Annotated in this window: 14 protein-coding genes; 7 read left to right on the forward strand and 7 right to left on the reverse strand. The window is 66.0% G+C overall.

The window, feature by feature from the left end; translation table 11 throughout:
* Positions 1-16: 16 nt before the first annotated feature.
* Entirely contained in the window at positions 17-529 is a 513-nt protein-coding gene (msrB, locus tag IQ16_RS26205) for a peptide-methionine (R)-S-oxide reductase MsrB (protein WP_026311967.1), read from the reverse strand.
* Between the two features lie 86 nt (positions 530-615).
* Positions 616-2,085, reverse strand: a complete 1,470-nt coding sequence (locus IQ16_RS26210; protein ID WP_018642843.1) for an NAD(P)/FAD-dependent oxidoreductase — start codon at positions 2,083-2,085, stop codon at positions 616-618.
* A 197-nt stretch (positions 2,086-2,282) separates the two neighbouring features.
* On the opposite strand from IQ16_RS26210, the gene IQ16_RS26215 reads away from it, so the two are divergent.
* Positions 2,283-2,819, forward strand: coding sequence for a SixA phosphatase family protein (locus tag IQ16_RS26215; protein WP_018642844.1), 537 nt, complete (start codon positions 2,283-2,285; stop codon positions 2,817-2,819).
* A 176-nt stretch (positions 2,820-2,995) separates the two neighbouring features.
* The gene (locus tag IQ16_RS26225) at positions 2,996-3,421 is read left to right on the forward strand and encodes a universal stress protein (RefSeq protein WP_018642845.1); all 426 of its coding nucleotides are present in this window, start codon (positions 2,996-2,998) and stop codon (positions 3,419-3,421) included.
* A 1,003-nt stretch (positions 3,422-4,424) separates the two neighbouring features.
* Here IQ16_RS26225 and IQ16_RS26235 read toward each other — a convergent pair.
* The gene (locus tag IQ16_RS26235; RefSeq protein ID WP_026311968.1) at positions 4,425-4,661 is read right to left on the reverse strand and encodes a DUF1127 domain-containing protein; all 237 of its coding nucleotides are present in this window, start codon (positions 4,659-4,661) and stop codon (positions 4,425-4,427) included.
* Positions 4,662-4,847: 186 nt separating this feature from the next.
* Here IQ16_RS26235 and IQ16_RS26240 point away from each other — a divergent pair, with 186 nt between their 5' ends.
* Positions 4,848-6,191: an aminotransferase-like domain-containing protein gene (locus IQ16_RS26240; RefSeq protein WP_018642847.1), complete on the forward strand. Its 1,344-nt coding sequence runs from the start codon at positions 4,848-4,850 to the stop codon at positions 6,189-6,191.
* 13 nt (positions 6,192-6,204) lie between these two features.
* Here IQ16_RS26240 and IQ16_RS26245 read toward each other — a convergent pair whose 3' ends face one another.
* A complete protein-coding gene (locus tag IQ16_RS26245; RefSeq protein WP_018642848.1) occupies positions 6,205-6,786 on the reverse strand; it encodes a hypothetical protein in 582 nt (193 codons plus the stop codon).
* A gap of 64 nt (positions 6,787-6,850) precedes the next feature.
* On the opposite strand from IQ16_RS26245, the gene IQ16_RS26250 reads away from it, so the two are divergent.
* Complete coding sequence (locus tag IQ16_RS26250; RefSeq protein ID WP_018642849.1) at positions 6,851-7,285, forward strand: hypothetical protein; 435 nt, start codon at positions 6,851-6,853, stop codon at positions 7,283-7,285.
* Between the two features lie 4 nt (positions 7,286-7,289).
* Here the strand turns inward: IQ16_RS26250 and IQ16_RS26255 are convergent, their stop codons facing one another.
* The 3 genes from IQ16_RS26255 to IQ16_RS26265 all read right to left on the reverse strand — a co-directional run bounded on the left by IQ16_RS26255 (position 7,290) and on the right by IQ16_RS26265 (position 11,988).
* Complete coding sequence (locus IQ16_RS26255) at positions 7,290-9,689, reverse strand: bifunctional diguanylate cyclase/phosphodiesterase (protein WP_018642850.1); 2,400 nt, start codon at positions 9,687-9,689, stop codon at positions 7,290-7,292.
* A 112-nt stretch (positions 9,690-9,801) separates the two neighbouring features.
* Complete coding sequence (locus IQ16_RS26260) at positions 9,802-11,211, reverse strand: MFS transporter (RefSeq protein WP_018642851.1); 1,410 nt, start codon at positions 11,209-11,211, stop codon at positions 9,802-9,804.
* Between the two features lie 270 nt (positions 11,212-11,481).
* Positions 11,482-11,988 (reverse strand): YciE/YciF ferroxidase family protein, encoded by a 507-nt coding sequence (locus IQ16_RS26265; protein WP_018642852.1) that lies wholly within the window; start codon positions 11,986-11,988, stop codon positions 11,482-11,484.
* Between the two features lie 426 nt (positions 11,989-12,414).
* Between IQ16_RS26265 and IQ16_RS26270 the strand changes: the two genes are divergently transcribed.
* From IQ16_RS26270 to IQ16_RS26280, 3 genes are all read left to right on the forward strand, one after another.
* Positions 12,415-13,497, forward strand: a complete 1,083-nt coding sequence (locus tag IQ16_RS26270; protein WP_018642853.1) for a lysylphosphatidylglycerol synthase transmembrane domain-containing protein — start codon at positions 12,415-12,417, stop codon at positions 13,495-13,497.
* Between the two features lie 86 nt (positions 13,498-13,583).
* Entirely contained in the window at positions 13,584-15,536 is a 1,953-nt protein-coding gene (locus tag IQ16_RS26275; RefSeq protein WP_018642854.1) for an SGNH/GDSL hydrolase family protein, read from the forward strand.
* A 338-nt stretch (positions 15,537-15,874) separates the two neighbouring features.
* Positions 15,875-17,227, forward strand: coding sequence for an MFS transporter (locus tag IQ16_RS26280; protein ID WP_018642855.1), 1,353 nt, complete (start codon positions 15,875-15,877; stop codon positions 17,225-17,227).
* The last annotated feature ends 87 nt before the right edge of the window (positions 17,228-17,314 follow it).

A 17,314-nucleotide genomic window follows, 5' to 3' on the forward strand; every position in this document is an offset into this window, starting at 1 on the left:
TGACGAGGAGAAAGACCTACGTCGCCGAGGCCGCAGCCGGGTGGAAAACCAGCCCGAAACCGTCGATGCAGTAGCGCAGTCCGGTCGGCTTCGGACCGTCGTCGAAGACGTGACCGAGATGGCCGCCGCAGCGCCGGCAATGCACCTCGGTGCGCACCATGCCGTAGGTGCGGTCCTCGGTCTTGCCGACATTGCCCTCGATCGGCTGGTAGAAGCTCGGCCAGCCCGTGCCGCTCTCGAATTTGGTCTCCGACGCAAACAGCGGCAGGTCGCAGCCGGCGCAGGCGAAAATGCCCTTGCGATGCTCCTTCAAGAGCGGGCTGGAGCCCGGCCGCTCGGTGCCGTGATTGCGCAGGATCTCATATTGCTGCGGCGTGAGCTGGGCACGCCATTCGGCCTCCGTCTTGGTGATCTCGAACGTTTCCGCGGCCTTCTCGCCAGCCTCGGCAGGTGATCCTCTCAACCAGCGGAAGGCCGAAAGGCCGAACAGGCCGGCGACAGTCGTTAGCAGGATGCGGCGGTCAAACATCTCATTCTCCGTGCGCGGGGAGTCCACGCCCTGAGATACGGGCTCTAACGGCCGACGTTACACTTCCGGGCGGAGGATTTCTCAACTTATTGCGAGACGCTCTGGTCCTGGACAGCCGGTTCCGGAGCCTGCTTCACGCCTTGGGCCGCATGTTCCGGTGCAGGCGCCGGCCGCGGCCGCACGCCGGGCGGCGGACGGCGCGGCCCGGTCCCGGCGGCGCGGTTGGCTTCGGCGAGACGGGCCTCGCGCTCCCTGTCCTTGACCCTGGCACGTTCGCGGTAGCGGGCGAGCGAGCCCGCGGCGGCGGAGCTCGCCCTGCCCCAGATGCCGACCAATTGGCCGGCAACACGGCCGGTCGCCCCGCCCGCCCAGACCAGCTCGAACGGCGAGAACAGCTTCCAGCGTTCATCGCCCCACAGGACGCTGCGCGCGATCAACTGTCCGGCCATGGCCGAAGTGTTCATGCCCTGGCGGCCGAATCCGCTCGCCACCCACAGGCCTTTGCGCAACTGGCCGATCTGCGGCATGCCGTGCACGGTCTGGCCGGTGGCGCCGGCGAACGTCTCGGTGATCTCGACGTTGCCGAGCTGGGGGAAGATCGTGCGGATGCGCCGCTTGACGCTGCCTGCAAAACGCTGCGGTCGCGCGGCCCAGGTGGTCTCCGGGCTCTCCCACATCAGGCGGTCGCCATCGACGATGCGGAAATGATCGACGCCGTCGGAATCCATCACCGATCCCTTGAAGGCGATGATCTCGTGCACGCGCTCGCCGAGCGGCGCGGTGATGCCGGCATAACGCCAGACCGGCAGCAGCGTCTCCGACAGGCGTCGCAAGGGCGCGCCGAGATGGATGTTGCCGGCGAGCACGATGTGGGTGGCGCGTAGCCGCGCCGATGGCGTGACGATGCGCTTGCGGATGCCGGAATGATCGATGCTGACGACCGGCGTGTCCTCGAAGATGCGGGCGCCTGCCCGCCGCGCCAGCCCCGCAAGGCCGTGCACGTATTTGCGGCCGTCGACCTGGAACGCCCTGGGGTAGTGCACGCCGTGGAAGTAATGATCGGTCTTCAGCACCTCGCGGACGCGATCGACCTGCCAGCCCTCGACCTCGGTGTCGAAATCCTCGTTCAGCATCTGCAACCGGCTGATCAGGCGGTCGCCGGCATCGACGTTGGAGACCTCCAGCACGCCGTCGCTGGGGGCGATCCCCGGCATGTTCTCCTCGGTGGCGTTGGCGCGGACGAATTCGGCCCCCTCCTTCGACAGCGCCCACAATTCGCGGGCGTCCTCGAAGCCGATGCGCTCGATCAGCTCAGTGAGCGGCAGCGCAAAGCCCGGCATCACGGTGCCGAGCTGGTTGCCGGAGGCATTCCAGCCGACATGCCGGCCCTCGAGCACTGCGACGCTGGCCCCGAGCCGGGCCGCCTCCAGCGCGATGGAGAGCCCCGCAAGCCCGGCTCCGATCACGCAGATATCGGCGTCGAGCTCGAACGACAGCCGCGTGCGCTCGCGAAGGCCGGCTTCTTCCTGGGATACGCTTGTGAAAGTCTCGCTCATGTCGTTTTCTTAGAGCATGAACCGGAAAAGTGTGCAGCGGTTTTTGCGAAAAGATCATGCTCATAACAACAACTTAAATCGCGATGACGATTTGTTCTTGCCTCATCGCCGCTTTAAAGAACCGATCGGGCGCTTGTCACCTTGTCCTCAACCGGCGTCTGTAGATTATCCTGGACGTGGAACGATTCGAGAATGCCATGCGCCGTTTGATGCTGCTGCGTCACGCCAAGACCGAGACTGACGCGCCAAGCGGCCGTGACCAGGATCGCCGCCTCGACGACCGCGGCCACAAGGATGCCGCCCAGATAGGCGACTGGATCGCCAGCCATCCGCCCTTCCCCAATGCCGTGCTGGTGTCGCATGCCGTCCGCGCCCGGCAGACCTGGGACATCGCCTGGGACACGATGAAGGACCGCGTCCCGGCGCCGCAGGTCGAGATCCTGCCAGAGCTCTATCACGCCGATCCCGCGCAGATCCTGGAATCCATTCGCACTGCAACTATTCCCTCCGATCCGAAGCGGTTGCTGCTGGTCGGCCACAATCCCGGCATGCACGAGATCGCCCTGATGCTGATCGGCGGCGGCGATCACGCCGGCGCCAAGGCGCTCGCCCACAACCTGCCCACGGCGGGGCTTGCGATCTTCGACTTTGACGTCAAGGATTGGGGGGACGTGGCCTACCGCCGCGGCAAGCTGGTGCTGTTCGTCAGCCCCAAGCTGCTTCGATCGGCCTGAGACGCGCGGGCGCCGTCTCGACCGGTTGTCAGCTTGGTCCACATGAGCGTTTTCGAGCGAAGTGGACACCGGTTCGCGTCAAGAAAACGCGTCCAAACAAGAAGCTGGAGCTCCGTTCCGATTCCATCGGAACGAAAATGGCTCTAGACTTCCTGACTGGAAGACTGGAGGCGCAGATGTTCAAGTCCATCCTCGTGCCCATCGACCTCGCCGACACCGACCTCGCCAAGCCGGCGATCGCGACCGCGGCCACGCTGTCGCAGACCTGGAGCGGCACGGTGCGCCTGCTCAACGTGCTGCCGATGACGCCGGTGATGCTCGCCGAATATGTGCCGGCCGATTTCGACGAGCAGCAGCGCCAGACTTCGGAGGAAGCCCTCGCCATCGTCGCGCGCGAATCCGGCATCGAGCCTGCTCGCATCTCCAGCGTGGTTCGCCAGGGCGGCATCTACCACGAGATCCTCGAGGAAGCCGTGCACATGAAGGCCGATTTGATCGTGATGACCTCACACCGGCCGGCGATGCGCACCTATTTCCTCGGCTCCAATGCTGGGCACGTCGTGCGCTATGCCAAGTGCTCCGTGCTGGTGGTCAGGCACTGAGGGCAGCAGCGAGTTCTCAATTCGTAGCCCGGGTGAGCGAAGCGACACCCGGGACTGCTCGCGGACGGAATCCCGGATATCGCTTCGCTCATCCGGGCTACAAGACCTCGCGCTGCCCGTCGGGCAAAACACCCAAGAAATCGGTCAAGACGTCCCGCCAAAAATATTCCGCTTTACCGAAATTCGGAATTGACGGATAGTGCACCCACTCCGGCCCAAGGAAGAGGGGCGTATCGCGATCGTCACGAACGCGGGCCGGGCGGCGGTGGACGCAGATGGCGTTGGCGCGAACGGATTTGCAGGGCGGGAGACCGTGAGCAAGGTCGTCGTGCATACGACCGGTGCCATCAGCGTACGGCCAAATCGTGTGGTCCTGGCGCCCGGGGTCTGTGCGCCAAGTCATGCGGTGATGTGGCGACCCGACCGGGCGCGCGCATCAGTCATCCGCATGGCGACGGGGGCAATAGTGCATCGCTCCCCGAGGAGAGCGCGACATAAACCGTAAAACCACTGCGCAGGGAAGGCCGTGTGTTAGGCTTCACCTGTATGCCGCTGTGCAGTTTCTTGTCGCCACGTTTCGCACAGTGGACCGTGGGTGCCCGGCCGGCACCCGGCCTTCCCTGCGCCCTCTTTCATTGGGGGCAAGGCATTGAGGCAAAGCTCGGGCGAGATGAGCCGCGAGGACGCGAAGGTGTGTCTGCGATTGAGACGCGAGCGAAAGGAACGATGGTGCCAACCACACACTCCGTCATTGCGAGCGCAGCGAAGCAATCCAGAGTCTTTCCGCGGATGCATTTCTGGATTGCTTCGCTGCGCTCGCAATGACGATGCGGAAACAGTTGCGCCCGAAAACTCCGCTCTCGTGCCCAGGACGCGGCGCAGCGCTACTTCAGCGGTGCGCTGCAGAGCCGGGGCCCATGCAGCAGCGAGTTCTGTGGCACTTTGGGTCCCGGCTCTGCGCAGCAGCGTAAGAACGCTGCAGCGCGTCCGGGACACGAGAGGCTCACAGATACCGCGACAGCTCGGCCTTGAACTGCCCGTAGACGGCGTCCTCGATCTGGCTGCGATTGATGCCGATGTCGCGCAGGGCGCGGTCGTCGAGCTCGTTCAGGGTCTTGACGGCGGAGCGGCGCTCCAGGCGGTCGAACAGCGCGTAGGCGGCATTGGCGAGCGTTGCAAAAAATCCGCTCGACGAGGATGGGCGTAAGCTCCGCCCGGCAGTTTGCGAGATCGTGGTCATGTTTCTTCTCCGGCGTATCGTCCCGCGCGGCGAAGCAGGTGCCGTTGGCGCGGACGCACTCAGCGCCTGCACCTCATTTGCCGTCGGATTGCTCTCGCTCCCCTCGGCTCAATCGTGGAACTTGATGGAACTTAAATGCTCCAGTACACTACTCGGAGCAAGTAAAACATTGCTCTCGGTGCAATAATGTCCAAGTTCGAGTACGTGAAGCTTGCCGATGCCATTGCCTCGGATATCTCTAACGGCACGTTAAGGCCCGGCGACCGACTGCCGCCGCAGCGCAATTTTGCCTATGATCGCGGCATCGCGGTCTCGACCGCGAGCCGGGTTTATACGGAGCTGCTCCGCCGCGGCCTCGTGGTCGGCGAGGTCGGCCGCGGTACCTTCATCTCCGGGGACATCAGGCGCGAGGTCGAGGCGCTGAGCGAGCCGCGCGATGCTCGGATCGATTTCGAAGTCAATTATCCGTTATTGCCGCAGCAATGGGCGATGATCGCCAAGAGCCTCGCGGGGCTGGAGCGCGTCGACGCGCTCGAATCGGCGCTGCGTGTCTCGACGAGCACCGGCACCAAAAGCGCGCGCAATGCGGCGGCCGCGTATCTCGCGCGCAAGGATTTCGCGCCGCAGGCCGAGCAGATCGTCTTCACCGCCAACGGCAAGCAATCGCTCGCGGCCGCGCTTGCCGCGCTCGTTCCGACCGGCGGCCGCTGCGGCGTCGAGGCGCTGACCTATCCTTACGTCAAGAGCATCGCCGCGCGGCTCGGCATCACGCTGGTGCCGATCCCGATGGACGAATTCGGCGCGCGGCCCGACGCAATCCAGAAGGCGCATCGCGAGGCGCATCTGTCGGCGCTGTACTTGCAGCCCATCATCCAGAACCCGCTCGGCGTCACCATGAACGCGACGCGGCGCGCCGACATCATGCGCGTTGCCGAGAAGCTCGATCTCACCATCATCGAGGACGCCGTCTACGGCTTCCTTGCCGACGACACGCCGCTGGCCGCGCTCGGGCCGGACCGCTGCATCGTGATCGACAGCCTGTCCAAGAAGGTCGCGCCGGGCCTTGCACTCGGCATCCTCGTCACACCGCCTCACTTGCGCGAGAGCGTGATGAGCGCGGTCCGCACCGGCGGCTGGATCGCCTCGGGCCACGCGCTCGCGTCCGGCCAGCGGCTGATGGCCGACGGCACCGTCGCCGAGCTGACGCGGCTGAAACGCCTCGACGCCGCACGCCGCCAGCAGACCGCGGCGAGACTGCTCGCCGGCTACCAGATCGCGGCCGACACACGCGCATATCATTTGTGGTTGACGTTGCCGTCGCACTGGCGCTCGCAGACCTTCGTCGCCGCAGCAGCAAGGCGCGGCATCGCGCTGACGCCGTCCTCGACCTTCGCGATCGCGCATGGCCATGCACCGAATGCGGTGCGGCTCGCACTCGCTCCGCCCACCCCGGAGCAGCTCGATTCCGGCCTGCGCACAATCGTCTCGCTGCTCGGCACCAAGGAAGAGGATTTCGACTCGACGGAGTAGCGCGCTGTGAAGACTACGGCAGCAGGGCCTTCGGCACGCGATCGAAACTGTAGCTCTGCGGCTGGTTGCGCCGCACGAAGCCGCCGACCTGCCAGGCGAACAGCGCGGCAAAGCCGAGGATGAACAGCACGCCGGCGAATTCGCCGATCATGAGGGCGCGGATCAACAGCCCGGCCATCGCCACGGCGAGCACCGCCAGGAACGCCAGCACCGCCGCATAGGTCTTGCGGCCGAGACCTGCGGTCAATTCGGCGCGGCTGCCCGCTTTCGCCATCCGCGCATGGAGCTCGATCAGAAAATCGCGAAAGCCGTTGTCCTGCGGCGCCATCAGGGCCGCGGTCTGCCAGCTCGTCGACAGGATCGCGATGCGGCCGCCGCCGCTGTGGCTGACATCGGCGCGAAAGCGGTGCTGCTGCATCGACACCGGGCGGAACGACAGCCGGATCGCCGAGATCTCGTCATAGCGCCACAGGCCCGAACGGCCGGCAATGTGCCAGGACAGCCCCTCCTCCGTCAGCTCGAAGCGATGCGCCGAGCCGATCAGCGAGGCCTTGTAGGCGTAGCTCGTGGCCGCCTCGGCTCCGGAAACCTGCATCTCGAAATCAATCCCGTCCGCGATCCGCTTGCGCGATCGCCCCCGCCCATCCTACAAGCGAGGCATGGCTGAGACGACCTTTTTTCCGCGTCGCCTGATTCTCGGCGCCGCAATGATCTCCGGCGTGCTGCTCGCGCTCGCGGTGCACATGCTGGGCGCGCGCTACGGTCTCGACCTCGGTGGTCTCTGGCGCTCCGACACGCATGAGTTCATTCCGGCGGGCGCGGCGATCGCCTGGTGGCTGATCGCGACGGTCGGCTTCTCCGGCGGCTATTTCACGGCGAGCCTGATGCAGAGCGCGGTCTCCGGCCAAATCCCGCAGCGCATGCGGCAATTCCTGATCGCAGTCGGCGTGCTGCTGCTTGCGGGGGCCGGCCAGGTGGCCTCGGCGCCGAGCCCGATCCCGACGGTCTCGGGCGTGCTGGCCGGGCTTGCCGCATTGTGCCTCGGCGCCGTGATGGCGTTCTGCGGCGCGCACTTCGCGCTGCGCCGCGGCTGATCCTTCAGGCCGAGGCGCGCAGCCGAGGCCGGTCCAGCATCATCGCGACTTCCGAGGCAGGTCGCGGCTTGCTGAACAGATAGCCCTGCGCCTGGGTGCAGCCCTCGCGCCGGAGCAGCTCGAGTTGCGCGTCGTTCTCGACGCCTTCCGCCGTTGTGACGATGCCGAGGCTGCGGCCAAGGCCGGTCACGGCGCGGATGATCGCCATGGAATCCTCGCGCGTCGCAAGCTCCGACACAAAGGAGCGATCGATCTTGATCTTGTCGAACGGGAAGCTGCGCAGATAGCTCAGCGACGAGTAGCCGGTGCCGAAATCGTCGAGCGAGATCCGCACGCCCATGGCGCGCAGCTCGTGCAGCGTGGTGAGCGTCGCCTCGCTGTTCTGCAGCAGCACGGATTCGGTGATCTCGAGCTCGAGGCGGTGCGCCTCAAGTCCCGAGGCGGCCAGCGCCGCGGTCACGGAGGCGATCAGGTTCGGGCTCTTGAACTGCACCGGCGACAGGTTGACGGCGACGTCGACATCGTCGGGCCAGGTGGCCGCGTCGGTGCAGGCGGAGCGCAGCACGAATTCGCCGAGCTGGACGATCAGACCGGTCTCCTCGGCGAGCGGAATGAAGCTGACGGGAGCGATCAGGCCACGCTGCGGATGGTTCCAGCGCAACAACGCCTCGAAGGCGACGACCCGGCCGCTGGCGACGTCGCGGATCGGCTGGTAGTACGGCTGGAACTCGTCGCGCTGCAGCGCCGCGCGCAGATCCATTTCCAGGAGGCGCCGCGCCTGCGCGCGCGCATCCATGCCGGTCTCGAAGAAGCGATAGGTGCCGCGGCCGTCCGCCTTGGCGCGGTACAGCGCGAGATCCGCGTTCTTCAACAGCTCGTCCGGATTGTTGCCGTCCTGCGGCGACAGCGAGATGCCGATCGAGACACCGATGACGATCTGATGGTCGTCGATCTCGTAAGGCGCCGAGATCACCTCGACGAGGCGGGCGGCAAGCGACCGCGCAGCGGCTTCCTCCGACCGTCCGATCTGGACCACGGCGAATTCGTCGCCGCCAAGCCGCGCCACGGTGTCGTGCTCGCCGACCGTGGCCTTCAGCCTGCGGCCGACCTCTTTGAGCAGCGCATCGCCGATGGGATGGCCGAGCGAGTCGTTGATGTCCTTGAAGTGGTCGAGATCGAGACAGAGCACCGCGAGCTGGTCGTCCGACCTCGCCCGGTGCAGTCCCTGCTCGAGCTCCTCGTGGAACAGCACGCGATTCGGCAGGCCTGTCAGCGCGTCATGGCGCGCCATGTGCGTGATCTTGGCCTGGGCCTCCAGCCACTCGGTGATGTCCTCGAAGGTCGCGACCCAGCCGCCGCCCTGCATCGGCTGGTTGACGACGCGGATGGAACGGCCGAACCGGTTGACGACGTCGGTCGTGGTGCGGCCCTCGCGCGCGTCGGCGACGAGGCGCGCGAAGAATTGATCGGCGTCGCCCTGCCACTGGCCCTTGGCCTGCTCTTCCCTGAGCACGTCGACCAGCAGGCGGCCGGTGAGCGCGATGTCGGTGCGGCGAAGCATCGCCGCATAGCGCTCGTTGAACAGGATGATCTTGCCGTCCGCATCGAACATGCACAGTCCCTGCGACATGTTCTCGAGCGCGGAGTCCAGCACCAGTTGCTGGCGTCCGAGCTCGCCCTTGGCGCGGCGGTCGAGCAGCGCGGCAACGAGCGCAATCGCGATGATCGCAACCGCGGCGGTGGCGGTGAGGAAGGACATCGAGGCAGGCGGAACGGCGAGCCCGCTGATCGCGAGCGTCGGGTCCGGCGTCAGCAGCACGGCGCCCATCGCGGTGAAATGATGTGCGACGATGGCGAGCGTCAGCAAGGCGGTCGCGCCCAGCGCATGGGAGAGATCGTCGCGTCGCGCGGCGACGAACAGCGCGAGTGCGGCAAAGACAATTCCGAGCAGCACCGAGGCGGCAACCGTGCTTCCGATCCAGTCCACGCGGGCCGGCATCTCTAGCGCCGCCATGCCGGTGTAGTGCATCGCCGCGACACCGCCGCCGACGATGGCGCCGCCGACGATGACCCAGGCCGCGCGTGAGGACGATACCGCGATGCTCAGCCCCACGAAGGTCACGGAGATCGCAAGGATCAGCGAAAGAATCGTGACGGGAATGTTGTAGGCGCCGGCGCCGCCCGGCCCATAGGCGAGCATCGCGATGAAATGCGTCGCCCAGACGCCGCATCCGCTGACGGCAGCATCCAGGGCGATCCAGGCGAGGCGTCCCGGGCCCCGCGTCGCGCGCGCCCGGTGAAACAGGCTGATGGCGGCGGCGCTCGCCAGCAGGCACACCGCTCCGCCCAGCGCAACCAGTCGCCAATCATGTTCGTCGGTGAGACAGTAGAGAACTTGATACATTGCCGGCCCCTATGGAGCCGCACTTCAACCGACAGAGGTGGACGATCGGTAACCGGCTATGTGCTGGTTCCCCGGATGGTGAACGGGAGATGTGTTCATTCGCTCGGATTGTTCACCCTCGCGTGGGCGCGCCGATCCCGATCGCCGCGGCGGCAAACAGCAGGACGAAGGCCGATACGGCCAGCGAGGCGTGCAGGCCGGCCATGAAGGCTCCCCCCGAGGCCACCAGCGAACCGAACAGCGCAACGCCGAGCACGCTGCCGGTCTGCCGCGTCGCGTTCAGGACGCCGGCCGCGATGCCGGAGCGCGCCTTCTCGACACTGCCCAGCAGGGTCGAGGTCAGCGGCGGCACCAGCAGCCCGAGGCCGCCGCTGATCGCGATCATCTGCGCGCAGATCATCCAATAGCGCGTGTCAGCCTCGATCCAGAGCAGGCCGAGACAGCCCAGCGCCGAGATACTGGCGCCGACCACGATGGTCGGGCACGCGCCGATGCGCTCGGCAAGGCGCGGCGCCAGCAGATTGACCGGCAGCACCGCCGCCATCATCGGCACGAAGGCGAGCCCGGTCCACCACGCCGACAGCCCGTTGATCCTCTGGAAGTACAGGCTGAGCACGAAGATCAGTCCGTAGATCGCGATGTTCACCAGCAGCCCGACGAGCGCGGTCAGGGTGAACAGCCGGTGACCGAACAACGACAAGGGCAGCATCGGTTGCGCCGCTCGGCTTTCCCGCCAGATAAACAGCACGCCCAGGACCAGGGCCGCCACGAAGGCCGCGAGCACGGCTGGATGATCCCAGCCGAGCGCGCCGCCCTCGATGATCGCGCCGGCCAGCGCCCCGAGCGCGCCGATCGCTGCGAGCTGGCCGGGCAGATCGATCTCGCGCGAGGGCGCGCGCGTGGTCTCGGTCGCATAACGCCAGCTCAGCCAAAGACCCATCAGGCCGATCGGGAGGTTGACGAGGAAGATCGCGCGCCATCCGACCAGCGTGATCAGCGCGCCGCCGACGAAGGGCCCCGCGGTGAGCGCAAGGCTGGCGCCGGCGGCCCAGATCGCAACGGCGCGGCCCCGCGCACGATCATCTGTGTAGGCATGATTGAGCAGCGCCAGCGAATTCGGCACCAGGATCGCCGCTGCCAGCCCCTGGACCAATCGTGCCGCGATCAGCACCATGGCATTGGGCGACAGCGCGCAGGCGAGCGAGGCCGCGGTAAAGATGGCGAACCCCGCCATGAAGACGCGCTTGGCGCCGATCCGGTCACCGAGCGCGCCTGCCGTCAGGATGAAGGCGGCAAAGGCGATGGTGTAGGCGCTGACCACCCATTGCAGCTCGGCCACCCCGCCGCCGAGTGTCTTGCCCATCGCATCGAGCGCGGTGTTGACGATGGTGACGTCGAGCTGCACCACGCCGTAACCGAGGCTCATCGCGGCCAGCGTCAGCGAGGTCGCAAGACGCGAGCCGGCACGCTGCGCGCGGGCTCCGTCGTCGAAGGTTTCATATTTGATGGTGCTCACGCGCATGCTGCCACCTCGGTTGCAGCCCCATGCGGGATATACGCCTCCGGCGCGCCGTCATGCTTCGATAATGGCGGAAGGATGGATGTGGCGAACGTGCCCACTCGAAACTCGGTGTCATCGCCCGCGCAGGCGGGCGATCCAGTACTCCGCAGCAGCGCAAGGATACGGAGAAGCCGCGGCGTACTGGATTCCCCGCCTTCGCGGGGAATGACGACGGCCGAGGCAAGGCAAAAGCGCCGCGCGAACCGCGGCGCTTTCCTGGCTACACCAGCCCTAGCTCGCCGCGCGCAAATTCACCTTGCTCTCGGCAAGCGCCGTCAGCTTCTTGTCGGTCGCCTTCTCCTCCTCCAGCGTCTTGGCCAGCACGGTGGCACAATCGTTGCGGCCGAGCTGCTTGGCCCAGGCGATCAGGCTGCCGTAGCGTACGATTTCGTAATGTTCGGCGGCCTGCGCCGCATTGATCAGCGCGGCGTCGAGCACCGCCTTGTCGGCGACTTCGCCGGCGGTCTCATCGGCCTCCTCGATGATGCCGTCGATGGCCGGGCAGTCGACCGCCTTCACGGCAACGCCGTGCATCCTGAACACTTCCTCGAGCCGCGTGACATGTTGCTTGGTTTCTTCGAGGTGCGTCAAAAAGCCCTGTTTCAGCTGCGGATCGGTGGCCTTGCTGGCCATTTTCGGCAGCGCCTTGGTGAGCTGCTGCTCGGCATAGTAGATGTCCTGGAGCTGGTGCACGAACAGGTCGTTCATGGTCTTGATGTCCTTTGTGAACAGTCCCATCGTTCCAATCCTCTTGCGTTTCGGGAACACGGAGGCCGCGGCTTGCACGAAAAGCCGCTTATTCCGCCATGTTCGGTTACTGATGAGCCGCTAACGAGAGCCCGGCATCGACGTTCCATAAAAGCCAGCATCGCTTGAGCTGGAACAATGCAGGCGGCGGCACGATATGAGAGTGTGCCGACATGTGAGCGTCCGATCCGGTCCGATCCGCCGACTCATATGCTTAACGCGCGCCCGATGTGAACCGCATATGACAAAAGTAGTCGGTCTTGCGCAGAACCTATCCTTGTCAAGGGCTGCACAAGTCACCGTTTTTGCCTTAAATGAGCTGGATCATATCCAGCGATCGACACTGCCTTCGGCAACGATCGCGCCCGACTGGTCAATGCCCGGCCGGGTCGGTCTTGCCCCCCGCCGGGAGGATGAATGCACGGACTGCTGACCGCGCTGAAACGCGGCTTCAAGAGATGGATTGGCTGGCGACGGCTCGGAATTGCCGCGAGCGTGTTCATCATCGCCTTTGCCATTACAACGCTGGTGCGGACCCTCAAGGGCATCGATACCGGCGTGATCCTGACCGCGTTAACCGAGATTCCCCGCGGCAGCATCGGGCTGGCCGCGATCTGCGTCTTCTTCGCGTTCTGTACGCTGACCTTCTACGACTTTTTTGCACTGCGAACGATCGGCAAGAAGCACGTTCCCTATCGCATCGCAGCGCTCTCCAGCTTCACGTCCTATTCGATCGGCCACAACATCGGCGCCACGGTGTTTACCGGCGGTGCGATCCGCTTCCGGATCTACTCGGACTATGGGCTGAACGCGATCGACGTCGCGAAAATCTGCTTCCTGTCGGGCCTGACCTTCTGGCTCGGTAACATCTTCGTGCTCTCGATCGGCATGGCCATCCATCCGGATGCCGCGTCCTCGATGGATCAGCTCCCCTCGTCGCTCAACCGGTTGATCGCGCTCGGCGGCCTTGCCTCGATCGGCGCCTATCTGGTCTGGCTCTGCATGGGCGAGAAGCGGCGCGAGCTCGGCCAGAAGGGCTGGAAGGTGGTGCTGCCCTCGGCGCCCCTGACGCTGGTGCAGATCCTGATCGGCGTGGTCGATCTCGGCTTCTGCGCCACGGCGATGTACCTGCTGATGCCGGCCAATCCGCCGATCGACTTCCTCTCGCTCGCCGTGGTGTTCATCCTGGCGACGCTGCTCGGCTTCGCCAGCCACGCGCCCGGCTCGATCGGCGTGTTCGACGCCGCCATGCTGGTGGCACTGCCCGAATTCGGCCGCGAGCAGCTCCTGGCGACGCTGCTGGTGTTCCGCCTGCTCTATTTCGTGATCCCGTTCGGCCTCGCCATCTCCATCATGGGCGCGCGCGAGCTCTGGATGAACGTGGTCGAGCCTTGGCAGGAGCGACGGCGGCTGGCGGAGGCTTGCGCCCAGGCCAATCTGCCCAAGCAGGTGGCGCCGATGGAGCGCGAACGGCTGCTGCGGCAGGCCAATAAAAGGTAGGCTGCGATCTGGAGCCGGAGGGCTTGCGGGCGGGGAGGCAATCCCCTCTTATTTCCGCCTCAACTTTGCCGTTGAAAACGCGGGCCATGATCCCTGTATCCCTTCGCACCCTCTCCGCAAGCGTCCTGCTGCTTGCCGGAATTCTGGCCGCTTTGCCGCTTCCGCGCGCAGCGGCGCAGGACGCCGGCGCCATGCAGATTTCCTGGGAGGTGCGCAACCGCTTCCGCCTGTTCCGCGAGGAGCGCGACTTCCTGCTCCATGTCGAGAATGCGCGTAACCGCAGCATTCTCGCCGCCGAGCAGTCGCTGGAGCTGCAGAGCGAGGGTCGTGGCTGGGCCCGCAACATGGTCAACCGGCTGTGCATCGACCTGCAGGGCCGGGTCAACCAGCCCTGCACCCGCGACAACGTCAAAGAGAACTACATCACGCCGATCGACCATCCCGTGACCGTGCGCCTCGTCGGCGCGGTGCCGGTCGGGGCCACCTGTGCCTGGTCGTTCGACGACGGCGACGGACCGCAGGCCTCGACCTTCGACTGCGCCGAGCCGGTCAATCTGCGCGTCCGCTACGGCAAGCAGACGGTTGCGACCGTCGACGTCTCCGCCGGCGCCGACCCGACCCAGCGCGTCCAGACCGAGATCCAGGTGCGCGACGTCTTCGTCGCCGGCTTAGGGGACAGCATCGCCTCGGGCGAAGGCAATCCGGACCGGCCGCTGGCGCTGTCGGATGAAGGTTTCTGCTTCCGCTCCTATCTCGGCACCGCCGGTGCGCAGTACTACCGGCCGAGCCGCCACGGCTACAAGGGCGGGCGCGCCTGCGAGGCGCCGGACACGCTCGCCAACTGGCAGCACTACAGCGCGCTGTGGTTCAATGCACCCTGCCACCGCTCGCTCTACAGTTACCAGGCCCGCACCGCATTGGCGCTCGCGGTGCGCTATACCCACATCGCGGTGACCTATCTGCCGCTCGCCTGCACCGGCGCCAGCATCGGCGACGGGCTGCTCGGCTCGCAGCGCGCCCGCGAATGCCCGCCCGGCAAGACCGGTGTCTGCAACACCAGCGTGAACGCGCAGGTCGCCGAGTTGCGCGAGGCGCTCACCGCGGCCAAGAAACGCCAGCCGGACCGCACGCTCGATCTCGTGCTGCTCTCGGTCGGCGCCAACGACGTCTATTTCTCCGGCCTCGTCGCCGACGTCATCGTCGAGACCGCGACCGAGCGCGCGCTGTTCCGCCGCTCCGGCGTGATGGCGAGCGTCGACGATTCCCGCGACGCGCTGGCGCGCGAGCTGCCACAGAATTTCGTCAAGCTGCGCGAGGCGCTGAAGCCGCTGGTCGGCGGCGACCTCTCGCACGTGGTCTATGTGTCCTACGCCAATCCGGCGCTCGCCGACGGCGGCGTGCCCTGCCGCGGCGGCCGCGCCGGCTTCGACATCCACCCGTCCTTCAACGCCGATCCGCAGCGCCTCGCGCGCGTCTCGACCTTCGTCGACACCGAGTTCCTGCCGCAACTGAAGGGGCTGGCCACCTGCACGCGCGGTGCGCTGTGCCGCGATCCCGAAGCCGACCGCATGACCTTCGTCGATGCGCATCAGGCCGCATTCGCCGACCACGGCTTCTGCGCCCATTCCGGCAACGATCCCGAATTCGACCGCAGCTGCTTTGCCGAGAACGGCCAGAGCTTCAACCCCGATATCGTGAGCTCGGCGAGCCAGCCGATGCTGTGCGGCCGCGGCGCCTCGGAGTACCGCGCTTATCTCCCGCGCGCGCGCTGGATCCGCGACGCCAATGACAGCTATTTCGCCGCGATGACCTATCCGCAAGGCTTGCCGGCCGCGAGCCAGCCGACCGACATCCACGATGCGACCTGGGGCGTGCTCTCCGCCGTCTATGGCGGCGCCGTGCATCCGAGCGCCGAAGGCCACGCCGCGATGGCGGATGCGGCATTGCCCGCGGCAAGCGCGGTGCTCGGCCTCGATGCCGTGCCGCCGAACGTGACGCGCGGGTTTCTGCCGCAGTTGCTGCCGAGCGCGCAGCAGTAGGCCACGCGACGACATCGTAGCCCGGATGAGCGCAGCGACATCCGGGACCACTCTCCCCGCATATCGCTACGCTCATGCGGGCTACCCGCTGCCCGCCACACCGTCATTGCGAAGCAATCCAGAATCCCTCCGCGGCAAGATACTGGATTGCTTCGCTGCGCTCGCAATGACGAGCTTGGGGCTGGCGTCTCGTCCACCCTCACGATCGTTCCCCCAACCTGCCGTTCCATCAATCCAAAAACGGCATCGATCGATACTGCCTTGAACTTGGACACCTTGCCGCACGCGCCACTAGGACTCGCATCGAGGAAACATTTCGAGTTCTAAGGAGGCGCGTGATGAGCGCAGTGGTGTCCGCAGCGGACGTGAGGAGGTCTCGCGTCAGGCTGTTCATCGTGACCATGTTGTTCCTGGTCACCACCGTGAATTATGCCGACCGTGCCACGCTCTCGATCGCCGGCCCCGCGCTCTCCAAGGAGCTGCATCTCGATCCCGTCGCCATGGGCTGGATCTTCTCGGCTTTCGGCTGGTCCTATGTCGCGGCGCAGGTGCCGGGCGGCTGGCTGCTCGACCGCTACGGCTCGCGCCTCGTCTATGCCTTCAGCATCATCATCTGGTCGCTGTTCACGCTGATGCAGGGCTGGGTCGGCTTCCTCAGCGCCGGCGCGGCCGTCGCCGTGCTGTTCGCGCTTCGCCTGCTCGTCGGCGTCGCGGAGGCGCCGTCCTTCCCCGCCAATGCGCGTATCGTCGCGGCCTGGTTTCCCGGCAATGAGCGCGGTACCGCGTCGGCGTTCTTCAATTCCGGGCAGTATTTCGCCACCGTGATCTTCGCGCCGCTGATGGGCTGGATCGCGCACACCTACGGCTGGCGCTTCGTGTTCTTCGTGATGGGCGCGCTCGGTGTCGTCATGGGCCTCGTCTGGCTCAAGACCATCTACGGCCCGAAGGAGCACCCTTCGATCAACGAGGCGGAATTCGACTACATCAAGGACGGCGGCGCGCTGGTCGATCTCGACGCGCCCAAGGACGATCAGCTGCGCGAGCGCGCGCCCGAGGCCGGCTCCGGCTGGGACCACATCCGCCAGCTGCTCTCCAACCGCATGATGCTCGGCGTCTATCTCGGCCAGTACTGCATCAACACGCTGACCTATTTCTTCCTGACCTGGTTTCCGGTCTATCTCGTCAAGGAGCGCGGCCTGTCGATCCTGCAAGCCGGCTTCGTGGCGACGCTGCCCGCCTTGTGCGGCTTCATCGGCGGCGTGCTCGGCGGCATCATCTCGGATGCGATCCTGCGCCGGACCGGCTCGCTGACCATGGCGCGCAAGATCCCGATCGTCGGCGGCATGCTGCTGTCGATGTCGATCATCGCCTGCAACTATGTCGACGGACAGGCGATGGTGGTCGGCTTCATGGCACTCGCCTTCTTCGGCAAGGGCATCGGCGCGCTCGGCTGGGCGGTCGTCTCCGACACCTCGCCGAAGGAAGCCGGCGGCGTCTCCGGCGGCCTGTTCAACACCTTCGGCAACCTCTCCTCGATCACCACCCCCATCGTGATCGGCTACATCCTGGCCGCGACCGGCTCGTTCAACGGCGCGCTGGTGTTCGTCGGGCTCAACGCGCTGGTGGCCGCCTTCGCCTATCTCGTCATCGTCGGAAAGATCGAGCGGGTGACGCTCAAACGTTCCTCCTGAGGGCTCCCATGGGAGCTTGACCAGGCAACTCAACGGCGGCTTCACGGCCGCCGTCTTTGTTTTGGGGATGATCGATGCTAGAAGTGC

Source organism: Bradyrhizobium huanghuaihaiense, assembly GCF_007830635.1.
GTDB lineage: Bacteria > Pseudomonadota > Alphaproteobacteria > Rhizobiales > Xanthobacteraceae > Bradyrhizobium > Bradyrhizobium huanghuaihaiense.